Consider the following 15,334-nt stretch of genomic DNA (forward strand, 5'->3'; position numbering starts at 1 on the left):
AACCGGAACTGGAACTGGAACTAGCCATGGAACCAAGGGACTTGAACGGGCCGAAGCAGGTCGTCGTGGTGGGCGGCGGCCCCGGCCTCTGCGACCGGCTGCGCGCGTCCGGCGCGGAGATCACGCTGGTCGACACACCGGCACGGTACGAGCAGGCGCTGGTCCGCACCGCGAAGCGCACGGTGCTGACCGAGTACGACGACCCGTCGCTGCTCCCGGCACTGCGGGCGATGCACGCCGAGGCCCCGTTCACCGCGGTGCTCTCTCTCACGGAGCAGGGCCTGCTCCCCGCGGCCCGCATCGCCGAGGCGCTCGGCGTGCCCGGCGTACCGCCGGCCGTCGTCGAACGGACGCGGGACAAGGCCGCCATGCGCACCTGGCTGCGGGACAAGGGCTTCTCCGCCGTCGCCTCCGCCGCCGTACAACACGCGGACGACATACGGGAGTTCGCGGCCGAGCACGGCTATCCGGTGATCGTGAAGCCCCGGCACGGCCAGGGCAGCGAGCACGTCGCCTGCTTCCGCCGGGCCGAGGACGTGGTCCTGCCGCCGGCGGGCGGGGACACGTACGTCGCCGAGCCGTTCCTGTCCGGCGCGGAGTACTCGGTGGAGGCGTTCAGCCGCGCCGGCGAACACCAAGTGGTCGCCATCACCGGCAAGTTCACGCACGACGAGGACCCGGCGAACCCGTTCGTGGAGGTCGGCCACGTCGTCCCGGCGCAGATCGACTCCGCCGCCGAGACGACGATCAAGGGGTACGTCGCCGAGTTCCTGGACGTCATGGGCATCACCGACGGCGTCAGCCACACCGAGCTGCGCCTGACGCCGACGGGCCCCGAGGTCATCGAGACGCACACCCGGGTCGGCGGCGACTCCATCGCCACGCTCGTCCGGCAGGCCACCGGGCACGACCTGCTCGACATGACCGTCCAATGGGCCCTCGACCGGACCACGCCGGCCCCGGCCACGACCGCGGTTCCTGGCGCGGCCGCCGTCCGGTTCTTCACTCCCCCGCCGGGCAGGGTCACCGCGGTCACCGGCGTCCAGCGGTGGCAGGGCCTGCCCGGCGTGCTCAAGCTGCACCTGCCCCTGAAGTCGGGCGACACCGTGCAGCCGGTCCGCAGCTCCGGCACCCGCTCCGGCTACGTACTCGCCGCGGCACCGACCGCCGCGCAGGCGATCGGCATCTGCCGCGACGTCACCGACGGCGTACGCATCGACATCACTCCCCCGGCGCGCACAGCATGACGACACCACAGGCACCGACGGCGCGCCTGACGACGTACCGCGAGATCTTCGCGATCCGGGAGTTCCGCGTCCTCTTCCTGGTCCGGCTGTTCACGATGACGGGCGTCGTCGTCTCCGGCCTCGCGCTCGGCACGGTGATGTACGACCAGACGGGCTCGCCGTTCCTCACCGCGCTCTCCCTCTTCGGCGGGCCCCTGGTCCAACTCCTCACCGCCCGCTACCTGTTGGCGACCTCCGACCTGCTGCGCCCGCGCACCGCCATGGTCCTCATGGCGGTCATCGCGACCCTGACCGCCACTCTTCAGTCACTGCCGGGCCTCGCCTGGTGGGCGCGGTTCCTGATCCTGGCCGGCGGATACGTGGCGATGGCCGCGACGTCGGGCACCGTCCTCGCCCTGCTGTCGGAGATCGTGCCGAAGGACGCGTACGTCCTCGCGCGGGCCACCATGAACATCACCGTCGGAGGCATGCAGGTCATCGGCAACGCCGTCGGCGCCCTGCTGCTCGCCCTGATGTCGCCGTCCTGGCTGTTCGCGCTCGCCGCGCTGGCCGGCGTCACCGCGGGCATCACCGCGCGCTGCGGCCTGACCGACCGCCCGCCGCGGGCGAAGGGAAAGGTGGTCGAGCGCAGCCGCCGCATCAACCGCGAACTGTTCACCTCGCCCACCGTCCGCCCCCTCCTGCTGATGATGTGGGTGCCCAACGGCCTGGTCGTCGGCTGCGAGGCCCTCTTCATCCCGTACGCCACCGGGCACGCGGGCTATCTCCTCGCGGCGGGCGCGATCGGCATGCTCCTCGGCGACATCGTCGTGGGCCGCTTCGTCCCGGAATCCGTGCGCGACCGCCTGGTCCTGCCGCTGCGGCTGCTGCTCGCGGCACCGTTCCTGGTGTTCCCCCTCTCCCTGCCGATCCCCATGGCGGCGACCCTCGTCGGCCTCTCCGCCTTCGGCTTCTCCGCGTCGCTCCCGCTGCAGGAACGGCTGGTGCGGCTGACCCGCGAGGACATCCGCGGCCAGGCGTTCGGCCTGTCGGGAACGGGCCTGATGGTGGGCCAGGCAGCAGGCGCCCTCCTGGCCGGCACCACCGCCCAACTCCTCGGCCCCGCACGGTCGGTGGGCTGGGCGATGGCCCTGATGGCGGTGCTGTCGCTGCTGGTCACGGGGGCACTGCGCAAGGGCTTGCGCGCCGGGCCGACAGAGGCCTAGCCGGTCATTGCATCCCGCCCCCCGGACCGGCCCCCAGGAACATCATCGTCGCCAACGCCTGGAGCACGGCGAGGAGTTGGGTCGCGTCCTCGCACACCACGGGACCCGCGAACGTCCGGAGCGTGATCGGCTGCTGCCCGAAGGGCCCCGCTCCGGGCGGCGGCGCGTCACCCGGAGTCGGTTCGGCGCCGAAGGCCCGGGGTCCCAGCAGGCCCGTACCGGTCGCGACCGGGACGGCCACGCGGGCGGCGGCCGCGGCCAGCGCGGCGACGGCGGCCGGGCCCGCGGCGGCCACGGCTCCGACGAGGACCACCGCGGCGATGATCGTGAAGACCGTCGCCGCCGAGAGCCCGATCTCTCCCGACGCCGGGGCCTGTGTGCCGCGCAGCCTGCGCAGTTCCTTGGCCAGTCGGCGCATCATCTCCAGGATCGCGACGGTCTGCATGTCCTTGACCGAGGGGAAGACGATGATGACGTAGCCGACGAGACCGGGCAGCTCCTTGATCTCGAAGGGGAACGCGAATCGCATCCGGCCGCCGCTGGACTGGGCGAGCCGGATGGGCCTAGTGACTGTCGGCGCCAGCGGCAGCGGCGCGGGGATGAGTCGTTCGGGCGCCCCCTGGGCCGCGGCCAGGCAGTTGTACGCGCACGAGTAGTAGAAGATCTGCACCACGCCCTGGGCAAGGCCCGGCATCGGTTTGACCTCCCACAGGTGCATGGCGCCGAGGTCGGCGAGGTCGAGGCGGAGCGAACCGCGGGTGAAGCGCGGGCTGCGCATCGCCAGCCACAGGCGGCGGTAGCGGGCGTTCTCGCCACGCGCCTTGGACAGGGTGATGGTCCCGGCGGCACGGTGGATGGTGCGCTCGATGAGGATCTCGCTGGGGTTCACCGCGGAGGGGCCGTAGTGCGTACGGAAGCGCGACTGGATGGCGTTGTGCACGCGGTTGCCGTCGCTGGTGGAGGCCTCGTCCACCATGGGGAGGACCTCCGCGGCCAGGGACGCGGCGCTGAACGCGGTGGCCCAGGCGAAGCGTTTGCGCCACGGCTCGATGTCGGCCTCACCGAGGCAGGCGTCGAGCCACTTGATCGCGTTGGCGAGGGTCCACGAGGCCCCCGGGACGGCGACCGGTGCGGCGATGCCCGCCTGCTGGAGGGCGGCACGGTCGTCCTTGTCGAGCGCCGCCTCGCCCGGGTCGCCGCCCTCCAGATCCTCCTCGGCGATCTCCACCAGCGTGCCCGCGTTCTCCCGTACCGCGAGCGCGAGGACCGCTCCCGCCGCCGACGCGAGGTCGGCGGCGGTCGGGAACTCCTGGGCAGAGAGGCCGAGGACGAGGCGGAGCGTCTCCTCGGGGGTCGCGCCGACCTTCGCCTGCACCATCAAGTCGACGACCAGGCCCAGGGATTGACCGAAGTAGTGGCCCAGGTCGCGGGTGAGGGTCTGGTCGGGGCCGTCGCCGGCGCCCGGGCTGAGCAGCGCGAACACCAGGGTGCGGCCGATGGCGTCGAAGTCGACGTCGCCTTCGGCGGGCGTACCGCCTGAGCCTGCGTCACTCATGGGACACCTCGGGCACCTCGGGCACCTCGGGCAGTTGGCCGAGCGCCAGGTGCGGGGTGGGCAGCCTGAACCGCCAGGTCTCCAGGAGCGTGCCCGTGCGCGGGCGGCCGATCTGCTCGCTGATCTCCAGGGCGATCGACACGTACAGCGGATCGTGGAAGTCCATCGGCGGGCGGGTGCCGTTCCAGACCTCGCCCTTCTGCAGATAATGCAGGGCGGCCAGGTCGAACTTCTCGCGCACCGGCACCATCACCCGTACCGCACCGGCCCGTTCGAACTCGGCGAGCATCGCGTCGGGCCCGTCCTCGAGCGCAAGGCGCTGCCACTCCTGCTGCCGCCCCCAGTAGTAGGGGTAGGGCACGTACTGGATGAGGCGCCAGTCGAAGGCCTGCTCCAGGAAGAGGATCCGCTCGCGCTCGGCGGCGTTGGTGGCGAGGCTCGGGGTGAGGAAGTCGCCGGTGAGGAGCTCCGTGCCGGTGGCGCGCGGGAAGTCCTTGCCGCCCGCGAGCATGTACAGGCAGATGCGCCGCAGCTCCGCCTCGACGATCCGGCGGGCCTCGCTGGAGCGCAGCCCCGCGGGCGGCGGGCCCGCCAGCGCCTCGGCCTCCTCGACCCGGGCGTCGTACTGCTCCTTGGCCAGGCGGTACGCGGCCCAGATGCGGGCGTGCACCGCGGCCCGCCAGCGGTCCATGGCCTCGGCGGTCGGTGTGCACACGATGCTGGCGAGGCCCACGAACCCGTACCCGGAGATCTGTTCCACGGCGACGGGCACCACGTCGGTGACGTTCTCCAGGGCCAGCGTCGCCACCGTGTTGAAGAACTCCTTGCCGCCCGTGAGCTTCTCCGTGGGATCGGAGTTGCCGACCGCGATGACGAGACGGGGCACCTCGTCGTTGCCGAACATGTTCCCGAACACGCCCATGACGACGACCTTGCACTCGATCGCCTCGTACCCCTCGGGCACGGCGAGCGTGTCGCTGGAGTCGAAGCGCGCCTCGTCGATCTCCCACTTGTCGGCGGGGGTCCGGGCGGACTTGACGGTCCGCGAGACGACCACGCGGGCGGCGGGCGGGGCGGGGACACCCGTCGTACGGTAAGTGCCCGCCAGCGCCGACCAGTTGTCGCGGGTGATGTCGGCCGGGGCCAGCGGCCTGCTGTCCGCGCCGATCAACGGCTCGGCCGGTTCGTCGACCTCGACGGTGACCGCGGGCCGGTCGGCGAGCACCTTCTTGATCCAGGCGGCGGGCTCGGGAACGACGAACTCGCAGAGCAGCCGCGGCGGATCGTGGCGGACACTGCGCGCCGTCCACACGGCGTCCAGGAAGCGGTAGACGCCGACGACGTTCTCGTCCGTCGCCTCGAAGCGGTGCCTGAAGCGCCGTTCGCGCTCCCTCCTCGTCATCGAGGAACGGCTCGACAGGGTGCGGTCCGTCACCGACTTGACCGTCCTGGTGGCGACCTCGTGGGCGATCTCCGACGTCGTACGATCCGTCTGCGACCGGCTGGAGTTGAGCTGAAGCCCGGTGTCCGCCGTCAGTTTCACGTACGGCGGGTACTGCGCCTCCAGGTTGAGGGACAGCTCGAAGCGGGAGTCGCTGCTGATGACCTGCTCGGCCTCGGAGCGCATCCGCGACTCCTCACGGGACTCGAACGAGTCGAGCTTCGTGGTCGTCCGCTCGCTCTCCTCCGTCTCGGTCTGCTCCGACAACTCCAGGTCCCGGTCGTCGTGCACCTTGGACTCACCCGCGAGCACGTTCTCGACGTCGGCCACTTCACCCGGCTCGTAGCCGGTCAACTCCCGCTCCACGACGACGACTTCACCAACAGCGGGCGGCCGGGCAAGAGCCATGTACGGCAGCCACTCACCCTCGCCCTCGCCCTCACCCTCGCCCTCACCACCGTCCCTGTCCGCGTCCCGGAGACTCCGACCGAGCGCGAAACGGGCCTCGTCGCCGCGGGGTTCCTCGGCGGCGGCCACGGGCGGCCCGTCCACGGTGACGAGGGCCGTCGCCAGCCAGTCGGCGACGGCCTGCGCATCGGGCAGCGCGGCCCGCTCCTGCGGTACGGCGAGCCGCTCGAACAGCCCGCAGACGAGCAGCAGCCGCACGGCCGCCTCGTCCGTCGTCACCCCGTCGACGAGGCGCTGCGCGATCGAAGCGCGGGCCGTACGGTACGACGGACTCGCCACCAGCGACCGCACCCCGCGAGCCTTCTTGGGATCGCCCAGCCTGAGCCGCTTCACCAGCCACTGGTCGATCTCCTCGAAGGCCCGCCGGTCCCCCGCCCCGGCCAGCCAGCGGTCGGCCTCCGCCAGCACCTCGACGGGCTCGACGATGTCGACAGGCGGCTCGTCGACCTTGGCATCGGGCCGGCTCGTCCGCACCTGAAGCCAGAGATCACGGGCCAACGGCAACGGGGCCCGAACCGCCAGAAAACGAAAGATCTCCTGTTCCATGACCTCTCACCCCCCATATCCCCTATGGGGAGAGTAGGGCTCGGCGAGAGAAAGACCAGGGGCCGGACCCGAAGGTCCGGCCCCTGCCTTGAAGTTGAGGTACTACACGTCGGGTTCAGGCACTACACGTTGAAGCGGAACTCCACCACAAGGCTGTGACCTGCGGAAATGCGGGCGCATCCCAGCACCGTCCCAGCACGGGATTCCCGGCAAAGTACAAGAGGGTTCAGGACCGCCAACGGTATACAGCAGATCCGGGTCAGCCGAACTGCACGGACCTCTTGGCGAGCCCCAGCCAGAATCCGTCGATCGCGGAGCGCTGGGTGTCCAGTTCGCCGGAGGCGTCGGCTGCGCCCAGCGTGACGAACAGCGGCGCGAAGTGCTCGGTTCGCGGGTGCGCGAGGGTTCCGGCCGGGGACTTGTGGGTGAAGTCGAGCAGGGCGTCCACGTCGCCGGCGTCCAGGGCCCGGTGCCCCCAGTCGTCGAACTCCGCCGACCAGGAGGGGATGCCGCCCTGGCGTAGCGCGGCGAGGTTGTGTGTGAAGAAGCCGGAGCCGACGATCAGGACGCCTTCGTCGCGCAGCGGTGCGAGCTTGCGGCCGATGTCCATGAGCCTCTGCGGGTCGAGCGTCGGCATGGAGACCTGGAGGACGGGGATGTCGGCGTCCGGGTACATCTCGACGAGCGGGACGTATGCGCCGTGGTCGAGGCCGCGGTCGGGGACGTCCTGCACCGGGATGCCGGGAGCTCGCAGCAACTTGCGTACGGAGTCGGCGAGTTCGGGTGCGCCGGGGGCTGCGTACGTCACCTGGTAGTAGTGCTCGGGGAAGCCCCAGAAGTCGTAGACGAGGGGCACGGTCCGGGTGGCACCGAGGGCGAGCGGGGCCTCTTCCCAGTGCGCGGAGACCATGAGGATCGCCTTGGGGCGGGGCAGGTCTGCGGACCAGGCGGCGAGCTGGCCGGGCCACAGGGCGTCGTCGGCCAGCGGCGGGGCGCCGTGGGAGAGGTAGAGCGCGGGCATGCGCTCAGGGGTGGGGGTGGAGGTGTTCACGACGGGTGCCTTTTCGTGCTGGTGGGCAAAGTGGTGAGGGCACCGAGGAGTTGACCGGCTCCGGCCGGGACGGGCAGTGCGCGCTCGGAGAGGTCCGCCGGGACCTCGGGGTGGGTGGGGTTGACGCGGATGAGGCGGGCGTGGGGAAAGGCGCGGGTGAGATGTTCTCCGGGCCACCGGATGACGCCGGGAGTGTTGAAGCCGGCGCCGAGCTCGAGGACCAGGAGCCGGGTGTCGGCGGGGGCGGTGTTCAGCCATTCCTGGAGGCGGTGGCCTGCGGGGAGGTAAGGGGTGTCGATGAACTCGGGGCCGATGCGGACGTTGATCTCCACGTTGCCGCCGCAGTTCGGGCAGGTGGGCAGGGTGACGGGGTCGGTGATCGCACCGCTGGCCGGATCGTACGAGGTAAGCAGCCGGTCGACGAGGGGCTTGCTGTCCCAGATGGTGGGGGTGCAGGGGGTGGTGCACTGGTAGCGGCCGTAGTCGCCTTGCGGGGTGAAGACCCGGTCCGGGTCGAAGCCGTTGCGGGCGAAGAGGGCGTCCACGTTGGAGGTCATCACCCAGTGGTCCTTCGTCCCGATCAGGGAACGGAGTTGCCGGTAGAGGGGGTTGGGGACCGGGCCGTAGCGGATGTCGTCGATGTGGACGGCCCAGTAGCCCCACAGCAGTTCGGGCGGCAGGGGCACGCCGACCAGGTAGCGGGAGCGCAGTCCGAGCCGGTGCAGGGCGGGGAAGAGTTCCCGGAAGCGGGCGGTGTCGGTGTAGTCGTATCCGGCGGCGGCGCTCAGTCCGGCTCCGGCGGTGACCAGGACACGGTCGGCCTCGTCGAGCCAGGCGCGGACGGTGGCGGCCGTGCGGTCCAGCTCCGGATCGACGGGCGGCGGGACGGTGGACGCGGCGGTGGGTGGGGTGTGGCGGTTCATGGGGCCGGGGTTCTTTCTGGGGTGGTCAGGGCGTCCGTGTACGCGGCGTGGTCGTCGTCGGCGTACACGTTGAAGATCACGCGCTGCAGGCGGTCGGGGTGCTGCTTGAGCCAGTCGGCGACGGCGTCCAGTGCGGTGCGGGCGGCCTGCTGCTTGGGGTAGCCGAAGACGCCGGTGCTCACCGAGCAGAACGCGACGGTTCGGATGGTGCCGGTCTCGGCGGCGAGGTCGAGGCAGGCGCGGTACGAGGCGGCCAGCGCCTCTTGGTGTGCGGGGCGCAGCGTGCCGTCGACGATGGGGCCGACGGTGTGCAGGACGTAGCGGGCGGGCAGCTGGTAGCCGCGGGTGATCTTGGCGGTGCCGGTGGGTTCGGGGCCGCCCTGCAGGGTCATGATCCGGTGGCAGTCGTCGCGCAGGCGGGGCCCGGCCGCTGTGTGGATGGCGTTGTCGATGCAGGGGTGCAGCGGGACGAAGCAGCCGAGCAGGGCGCTGTTGGCGGCGTTCACGATTGCGTCCGCGGCGAGGGTGGTGATGTCGCCTTGCCACAGTGCGGTGCGGTCGGCCGCCGGGTAGGTGGTGTGCGGGAACTGCTGCGCCAGGGTGGGCAGTTCGGCCGGGTCCGTGAGGGGTCGGGCTTGGCGTTCGCCGCCGAGGAGCGCGTCCAGGGCGCGGGCCGCGCCCGGCGGCAACGGGTGCGGGGGCCGCACGGTCAGAGCGGCGCGCAGCAGCTGCCGCGCCTGGGTGTCGGCGAGGCGGTCCAGGTCGTGCGGGTCTTCGGGCCACAGGCCGCCGGCAGTGACGGCCGGGTCTCTGCCGAGCAGGTGCAGCGCGACGCGCAGCAGGTGCGGCAGGGAGTCGGCGGGGGCCGCAGCGGCGGCGGGCCGGAACGGCTCGTCCAGGGCGATCGCGTCACGGTATGCGGCGAGCTGCAGCACGGTGTTCTCCAAGGGGGGCGGGCAAGGCGACCCCTCCCCCGCCCTCCTGACGTCGTCGTGCTGGACGGACGGGAGGGCGACGGACGTGGGTGGGCCGGTTCAGACCGGTTCGAGGGTTCCGGTATGGAGTTCGGCGGCGCGGCCGGCGCCGTCGTTCTCGTACGTCCAAAAGGCGTGGACGGTGAGGGTGTTGAGGTTCATGACGTGGGTGACGGTCATGCCGGACTTCTCGACCCAGCCGATCAGGAAGAGGCCGGGGGCGACCTCGGCGGCATGCAGCGCGACACTCTCGACCGCGCCCTTGGCGGGGCCTTCGAGGGTCTCGTAGCGCAGGCCCGTGCCGTCGGGCGAGTAGGTGTTGCGGAAGACGACTCCGTTGTCCACCCGGAAGACGAAGGTCCGGCCCGCGTAGGTGAGGGCACTCATGGTGCTTCTCCTGCCACTGGTACGTGGGTGCGGGTGGTCAGAACAGGCCGTTGGTGTGCGGCAGTTCGGCGGGGACGGGGGCGATGACGTCCCAGTGCTCGACGATCTTGCCGTCGGCGACGCGGAACAGGTCCCAGTAGGCGACCGGGACACCGAACTCGCCCTCGGACTGCAGCAGTACCAAGTCGCCCTCGGCGACGGCCTTGTGGACGGTCTTGTAGATGAGGTTCTTGCCCTGCTCGGCCCACTTCGCCGCTGCGGCGCCGAAGCCGTCCAGGCCGTCGGCGGCCTCCGGGTTGTGCTGCAGATACGTCTCGGTGGAGATGTAGTCGGTCAGCACCGAGTAGTCGGCGCCCTTGAGGACCTTCTCGGCGAAGTCGAGGACGAGCGCGCGGTTGGCCTCGGTCCGGTCCAGGTCGGCAGGCTCGGCGGCACCGTCGGTCTGGGTGCGGCCGGAGGCGGTGTCCGCCACGAGCGGGGTCAGCGCGTCCCAGTGCTCGGCGAGCTTGCCGTTCGCGTCGACCCTGAACAGGTCGAAGGCGACCAGCGGCTGCGGCCCGAAGCCGTGGTACGTCCCGTGCAGCGCCACCAGGTCACCGTCGGCGATCACCCGGGCGCCCTCGTAGCGGAAGTCCTCCGGCAGGGAGGAGACCAGGGTGCGCAGGGCCTCGGGGCCGTCGGCTGCGAGGGAGCTGTGCTGGATGTAGCCGGGGGCGACCCAGCGGTCCACGGCGGAGGGGTCCTTCTTCCCGAAGAGCTCGGCGGCGGCCTGCAGGACGATTTCCTTGTTGCTCATGACTGCTTCCTTTCACCGCGGCACCCTTCTGCACAGGCGCCCGCTTTGTCCCCTTCATCCTCGGCGTCAGGGCTCCGGAACGCGAGGTAGCATCCGGAAACGTCATGGTTGAAAGTGGACAAACAGCAGATACGCCCGAGATCGCAGCGGTGGGCTTCCAGAACCCCGACCGGCCGCGGCTCGGCCTGGAAGCGGCGCGATATTCCCTGCTGACCAGCAGATTGTCGGCCCAGATGCGCTCCCAGCCGCACCGACCCGACTTCCACACGCTCCTTCTGGTGACGAGTGGCCAGGCATCGGTCACGGTCGATTTCGTCGAGCACTGCTGCACGCCCGGCACACTGCTGCACATCCGTCCAGGGCAGGTGCACCGGCTCTTCCACCCATCCGCCTGCGCCCTGGAGGCGGACCTGGTGCTGTTCACCGCGGCCTTCCCGCCCCGCCTGGAACGCATCGCCCCGCTCCTGAGCCACCTGCCCGGACCGGTCGCCTGGCAGCTCACCGACGACGAGCACGCCGGCATCGGCCGGGCCATGGACGAGCTCGCCCCCGAATACCGCCGCGCCACCCGCGAGGCGGCGACGGCCGGCGCCACGGTCGATCTGCTGCGCCTCCTGCTCGGCGCCCTGCTCCTGCGCGTAACCCGCCTGGACCAGCCCCACAGCGACACCCCCACCGGCTCGGGAGCCACGGGCGACCTCTTCCGCCGCTTCAGGCACGAACTGGACCGCTCCTACGCCACCACCCGAAACGCCGCCGACTACGCGTCCCGCATCGGCTGCTCACTGCGCACCCTCAACCGCGCCTGCCAGGCCGCCACCGGCCACACCGCCAAGGCACTCATCGACGCCCACATCGCCCTGGAGGCCAAACGCCTCCTCGCCCACACCGACCTGCCCGTGGCAACCATCAGCCGACGCCTCGGCTTCAGTGAGCCCACCAACTTCGGCAAGTTCTTCACTCGTGAGACCGGCACCGCCCCCGGCGCGTTCCGCACCCAGGAACGGGGCTGAAGCTCCTACGCCCCCCCCCCCCCCCATGAGCGACCCCGAGAAGAACAAGGCCACGGCCAAGGCGTTCTACGACCTGATGTTCAACCAGTATCGGCCCGCCGAGGCCCTCGACCTCTACGTCGGCGACACCTACATCCAGCACACAACCCGCACGTCGGCGACGGCAAGCAGGCGTTCATCGACTACTTCGAGCGAATGCAGGCCGACTACCCAGGCAAACGCGTCGAGTTCAAACGCGCCTTCGCCGAGGGTGACCACTCCATCCTGCACTGCCACCAGATCTGGCCCGACGTCCTTCAGGCCATCCCGCCCACGTCCCAGAACGACAACACCATGTTCTGAACCTGGCACACCGCCACCGGCGCTCCGTACGAATTGCGTCGTCCCCACTGGCGGCCTCGGGACATCCCCGTTGGTCACCGTAAACACGCCTCCCCTTACGCCTCATTCGAACGAGGGTCCTTGACGGTTCTCCCGAATTCCCGTGAGAGCAGCGGGCATTGCTTCTGGGTCAGCACCCCCGGAGAACGGCGGGAGGTTACATGCGCCAGGCCCTGAATGAGCGGCAGCAGGCCGTGCTCGACTGGGTGGGCCAGGGCTGTCCCGACGGAGTCTGGCCGGACAGCACGTACAAGACCAGCGGACAGGCCCTGCAGAACCGAGGGCTCATCAAAATCACCAAACGCCGCGGGCATTGGAGCGCCCACCTCACCGAGAAGGGGCGGCAGCACCTCGCCGAACGCGGCATCCACCCCGTGGAGCAGAGCACCCCACCGCCGCAACGGCCCGCTCGAAAACCGGCACCGCCACGCCCCAGAGCCGTACCGAAGGCCCTTACGAACCACGCGGACCAGCTACTCGAAGAACTGGCCGCTGCGAACGACAGCAGTCTCATCAAGCCCATCGAATCCGGCCCGCACGCGGTGAATTGGGCGTCACGGGTCAACGCCGCCCGCAAGTCCGGCAAGATCCCACACACGCAGGAACTCCACGGATACCGCACCCACCGCGGCTACGAAATCAAGCTGGTCGACATCCCTGCCTGGCGCCTCGCGGAACTCACCCCGCTCCCTGTGCCGGCCAGACTCTCCAAACCCCATGCCGTCGTGAACGCCCTCCAAAAGCAGCCGCAGCCCATGGGCCTGACCAAACCCCTCCAGGGCCGAGCCCTGCGCATCATCCACACCCTCATCACCGCCACCGAAGCACAAGGCCATAAGGCAGCACTCGGAGCCACCCTCGTGCCGCTTGCGTTTCATACTCCGCGGCGGCAGCCCGCACCGTGCAAGCGAATGGGCGGATCTCCCCGACCGGCTTCTGGAAGAACAACTCGCCGAGATCGTGCAGGAGGTCGGCCTCCGTGGCGAAGCCGCGGAGCGCAAACGCCTCGCGGACCAGAAAGCCAGAGAGGCAGAGCGAAAGCGCTGGGAAGCCGCCATGCAGGAAGTCCACGCCGCCCACGCCCACGCCTACCGCGTCAAACACCTCGGAGAACAGGCAGACACCTGGCACCAGGACAGCCGACCGACCGAATACATCGCAGCAGTACGCAACCACGTCACATCACTGCCACCCGGGCAGGAGCGAACCGAGACCGAGGCGTGGCTGGCGTTCGCGGACGCGCACCTCCACATCCTCACCGAATCGGTCTCAGCGCCGAAACTGCCCACGCCACCAAAGCCCAGCGGCGACGACCTCAAGCCTTTCCTCGGCCAGTGGAGCCCCTACGGACCCCGCTCCTACTGAGCCGGACCAGGGGAAATCACACCGCCACAAGCCGGACCCGCTCGCCGCACAGCTTGGTCATGTCGTCAATATCGGAAGTCAGCATGACCACGGGGCGGCGCTGTCGCAGCGCGGCCTCGGCGACGGCCGCATCGATCGCGTACTTGTGTCCGTGCAACCCGGCATTCATCAGTAGCTTTGAGGCCGCCCTCGCCTCTTCGTCACCGACCGGGACGACCCGCAGCCCGGAAAGCACCCGGCTCAGGCGGGACTTGTTCGTACGGGCGTGGACGGCCTCGATGATGGTGAGCGCACTGATCACGACCTCCATGCCGCGCGAGCGCGCCTCAGCGATCAGAGCCACCACCTGCTCGTCATCGGTGAGCAGCTTCGAGAGCCCTTCGCTGTCCAGGACGAGCGTCCCCTCGTGACTCAGCCTGCGGCGGGCCACTCGGTCTCCTCGGCGAACACCTCGTCAAAGACCTGCCGCGCCCGCTGACGGGCCGGCTCGGAGACCGGCCCCTTGCGGCTCTCGTAGTCCGCCAGGTACTCGTCCAGGACCTGCCCGCGCAACTCACGCTCGACCGCCTCGGCGATGAACGCGGAGAACTCCCGCTTGCCCACCCGCGCCCGAATCGCCTCCGCCGTCCCCTCAGGCAGCGACAAGCTCACCCGCGTCGCCGGGCCTTCCCCGATGCTGTACGTCGTCTCACCCATCCTCCGATTGTGTCAAACGAGTAGGAAAAGTGCCGCGTCCGCACGACCTTCACACTCGGCCAGCGCCCCGCTCGCACAAATCCCAGCACGGGAAAAAACCAAGGGCCCGACCCCGAAGAGTCGGACCCTCCCTGACCTGCATGTTTGCCAGATCAGCGACGTGGCGATACGTCAGCGGCTACACATTGAAGCGGAACTCCACCACGTCCCCGTCCTGCATCACATACTCCTTGCCCTCCATGCGCGCCTTGCCCGCCGAGCGCGCGTCCGCGACCGAGCCCGTCTCGACCAGGTCCGCGAAGGAGATGACCTCGGCCTTGATGAAGCCCTTCTGGAAGTCGGTGTGGATCACGCCGGCCGCCTCGGGGGCCGTCGCGCCCTTCTTGATCGTCCAGGCGCGGGACTCCTTGGGGCCCGCCGTCAGGTACGTCTGCAGGCCCAGGGTGTTGAAGCCGACGCGGGCCAGCGTGGCGAGGCCGGGCTCTTCGGCGCCCACCGACTCCAGGAGTTCCATGGCGTCCTCCTCGTCGAGCTCGGCGAGGTCCGCCTCCAGCTTGGCGTTGAGGAAGATCGCCTCGGCCGGGGCGACCAGGGCGCGCTGCTCGGCCTTGAAGGTCTCGTCGGTCAGCTCGTCCTCGTCGACGTTGAAGACGTAGAGGAAGGGCTTGGTGGTGAGGAGGTGCAGGTCGTGGAGGAGCTCCTCGTTGCCGGAGCCCTGGACGATGCCCGCCGAGAAGAGCGTGTCGCCCTTTTCGAGGATTTCCTTCGCCGCCTCGACCGCCGCCACCTTGGGGGCCACGTCCTTCTTGATGCGCGACTCCTTCTGGAGGCGCGGCAGGACCTTCTCGATGGTCTGGAGGTCGGCGAGGATCAGCTCGGTGTTGATCGTCTCGATGTCGTCCTTGGGCGAGACCTTGCCGTCGACGTGCACGACGTTCTCGTCCTTGAAGGCGCGGATGACCTGGCAGATCGCGTCGGACTCACGGATGTTCGCCAGGAACTTGTTGCCCAGGCCCTCGCCCTCGGAGGCGCCGCGCACGATGCCCGCGATGTCGACGAAGTCGACGGTGGCCGGGAGCACCTTCTGGGAGCTGAAGATCTCCGCCAGCTTGGTGAGGCGCGCGTCGGGGACGCCGACCACGCCGACGTTCGGCTCGATCGTGGCGAACGGGTAGTTGGCCGCGAGCACGTCGTTCTTGGTCAGGGCGTTGAACAGGGTCGACTTGCCGACATTCGGCAGACCGACGATTCCGATCGTGAGCGACACGTTGCGACTTCCCGTACGA

At 70.0% G+C, this 15,334-nt stretch carries 16 protein-coding genes; 5 read left to right on the forward strand and 11 right to left on the reverse strand.

The genetic code is table 11. From position 1 onward, the window contains the following. Positions 1–26 precede the first annotated feature (26 nt). On the forward strand, positions 27–1,247 hold the full coding sequence (locus tag ACIBUY_RS17825) for an ATP-grasp domain-containing protein (protein ID WP_399152997.1): 1,221 nt from the start codon (positions 27–29) through the stop codon (positions 1,245–1,247). After that, positions 1,244–2,452 carry an MFS transporter gene (locus tag ACIBUY_RS17830; protein ID WP_399152998.1) on the forward strand — a complete coding sequence of 403 codons (1,209 nt, stop codon included), beginning with the start codon at positions 1,244–1,246 and terminating at the stop codon, positions 2,450–2,452. Before ACIBUY_RS17825 ends, ACIBUY_RS17830 begins: the two co-directional genes overlap by 4 nt. 4 nt (positions 2,453–2,456) lie before the next feature. Here the strand turns inward: ACIBUY_RS17830 and ACIBUY_RS17835 are convergent, their stop codons facing one another. The 7 genes from ACIBUY_RS17835 to ACIBUY_RS17865 form a co-directional block, all read right to left on the reverse strand. After that, positions 2,457–4,007 (reverse strand): hypothetical protein, encoded by a 1,551-nt coding sequence (locus tag ACIBUY_RS17835; protein ID WP_399152999.1) that lies wholly within the window; start codon positions 4,005–4,007, stop codon positions 2,457–2,459. Beyond that, positions 4,000–6,462 (reverse strand): hypothetical protein, encoded by a 2,463-nt coding sequence (locus tag ACIBUY_RS17840; RefSeq protein WP_399153000.1) that lies wholly within the window; start codon positions 6,460–6,462, stop codon positions 4,000–4,002. Before ACIBUY_RS17840 ends, ACIBUY_RS17835 begins: the two co-directional genes overlap by 8 nt. A 259-nt stretch (positions 6,463–6,721) precedes the next feature. Further along, complete coding sequence (locus tag ACIBUY_RS17845; protein ID WP_365569108.1) at positions 6,722–7,483, reverse strand: class III extradiol ring-cleavage dioxygenase; 762 nt, start codon at positions 7,481–7,483, stop codon at positions 6,722–6,724. Between the two features lie 26 nt (positions 7,484–7,509). Further along, entirely contained in the window at positions 7,510–8,436 is a 927-nt protein-coding gene (locus ACIBUY_RS17850; protein WP_399153001.1) for an NAD-dependent protein deacetylase of SIR2 family, read from the reverse strand. Then, entirely contained in the window at positions 8,433–9,371 is a 939-nt protein-coding gene (locus ACIBUY_RS17855) for a protein-ADP-ribose hydrolase (protein WP_399153002.1), read from the reverse strand. The genes ACIBUY_RS17850 and ACIBUY_RS17855 overlap by 4 nt, the downstream gene beginning before the upstream one ends. 99 nt (positions 9,372–9,470) lie before the next feature. Next, entirely contained in the window at positions 9,471–9,797 is a 327-nt protein-coding gene (locus ACIBUY_RS17860) for a MoaF-related domain-containing protein (RefSeq protein WP_399153003.1), read from the reverse strand. Positions 9,798–9,834: 37 nt separating this feature from the next. Beyond that, positions 9,835–10,593, reverse strand: coding sequence for a nuclear transport factor 2 family protein (locus ACIBUY_RS17865; protein WP_399153004.1), 759 nt, complete (start codon positions 10,591–10,593; stop codon positions 9,835–9,837). 104 nt (positions 10,594–10,697) lie between these two features. Here ACIBUY_RS17865 and ACIBUY_RS17870 point away from each other — a divergent pair, with 104 nt between their 5' ends. Further along, a complete protein-coding gene (locus ACIBUY_RS17870; RefSeq protein ID WP_399153005.1) occupies positions 10,698–11,606 on the forward strand; it encodes an AraC family transcriptional regulator in 909 nt (302 codons plus the stop codon). A gap of 195 nt (positions 11,607–11,801) precedes the next feature. Further along, positions 11,802–11,948, forward strand: a complete 147-nt coding sequence (locus tag ACIBUY_RS17875) for a hypothetical protein (RefSeq protein WP_399153006.1) — start codon at positions 11,802–11,804, stop codon at positions 11,946–11,948. A 593-nt stretch (positions 11,949–12,541) separates the two neighbouring features. Here ACIBUY_RS17875 and ACIBUY_RS17880 read toward each other — a convergent pair. Further along, positions 12,542–12,790 (reverse strand): hypothetical protein, encoded by a 249-nt coding sequence (locus ACIBUY_RS17880; RefSeq protein WP_365569006.1) that lies wholly within the window; start codon positions 12,788–12,790, stop codon positions 12,542–12,544. A 64-nt stretch (positions 12,791–12,854) separates the two neighbouring features. Here ACIBUY_RS17880 and ACIBUY_RS17885 point away from each other — a divergent pair, with 64 nt between their 5' ends. Next, a complete protein-coding gene (locus ACIBUY_RS17885; protein ID WP_399153007.1) occupies positions 12,855–13,352 on the forward strand; it encodes a hypothetical protein in 498 nt (165 codons plus the stop codon). Between the two features lie 16 nt (positions 13,353–13,368). Here the strand turns inward: ACIBUY_RS17885 and ACIBUY_RS17890 are convergent, their stop codons facing one another. From ACIBUY_RS17890 to ychF, 3 genes are all read right to left on the reverse strand, one after another. Further along, complete coding sequence (locus ACIBUY_RS17890; RefSeq protein ID WP_399153008.1) at positions 13,369–13,782, reverse strand: PIN domain-containing protein; 414 nt, start codon at positions 13,780–13,782, stop codon at positions 13,369–13,371. Beyond that, entirely contained in the window at positions 13,764–14,048 is a 285-nt protein-coding gene (locus tag ACIBUY_RS17895) for a hypothetical protein (protein WP_399153009.1), read from the reverse strand. The genes ACIBUY_RS17890 and ACIBUY_RS17895 overlap by 19 nt, the downstream gene beginning before the upstream one ends. Before the next feature lie 178 nt (positions 14,049–14,226). Further along, positions 14,227–15,315 carry a redox-regulated ATPase YchF gene (ychF, locus tag ACIBUY_RS17900; RefSeq protein WP_365569013.1) on the reverse strand — a complete coding sequence of 363 codons (1,089 nt, stop codon included), beginning with the start codon at positions 15,313–15,315 and terminating at the stop codon, positions 14,227–14,229. Positions 15,316–15,334: the final 19 nt, after the last annotated feature.

It is taken from the genome of Streptomyces sp. NPDC050085 (assembly GCF_044460595.1).
Taxonomy (GTDB): domain Bacteria; phylum Actinomycetota; class Actinomycetes; order Streptomycetales; family Streptomycetaceae; genus Streptomyces.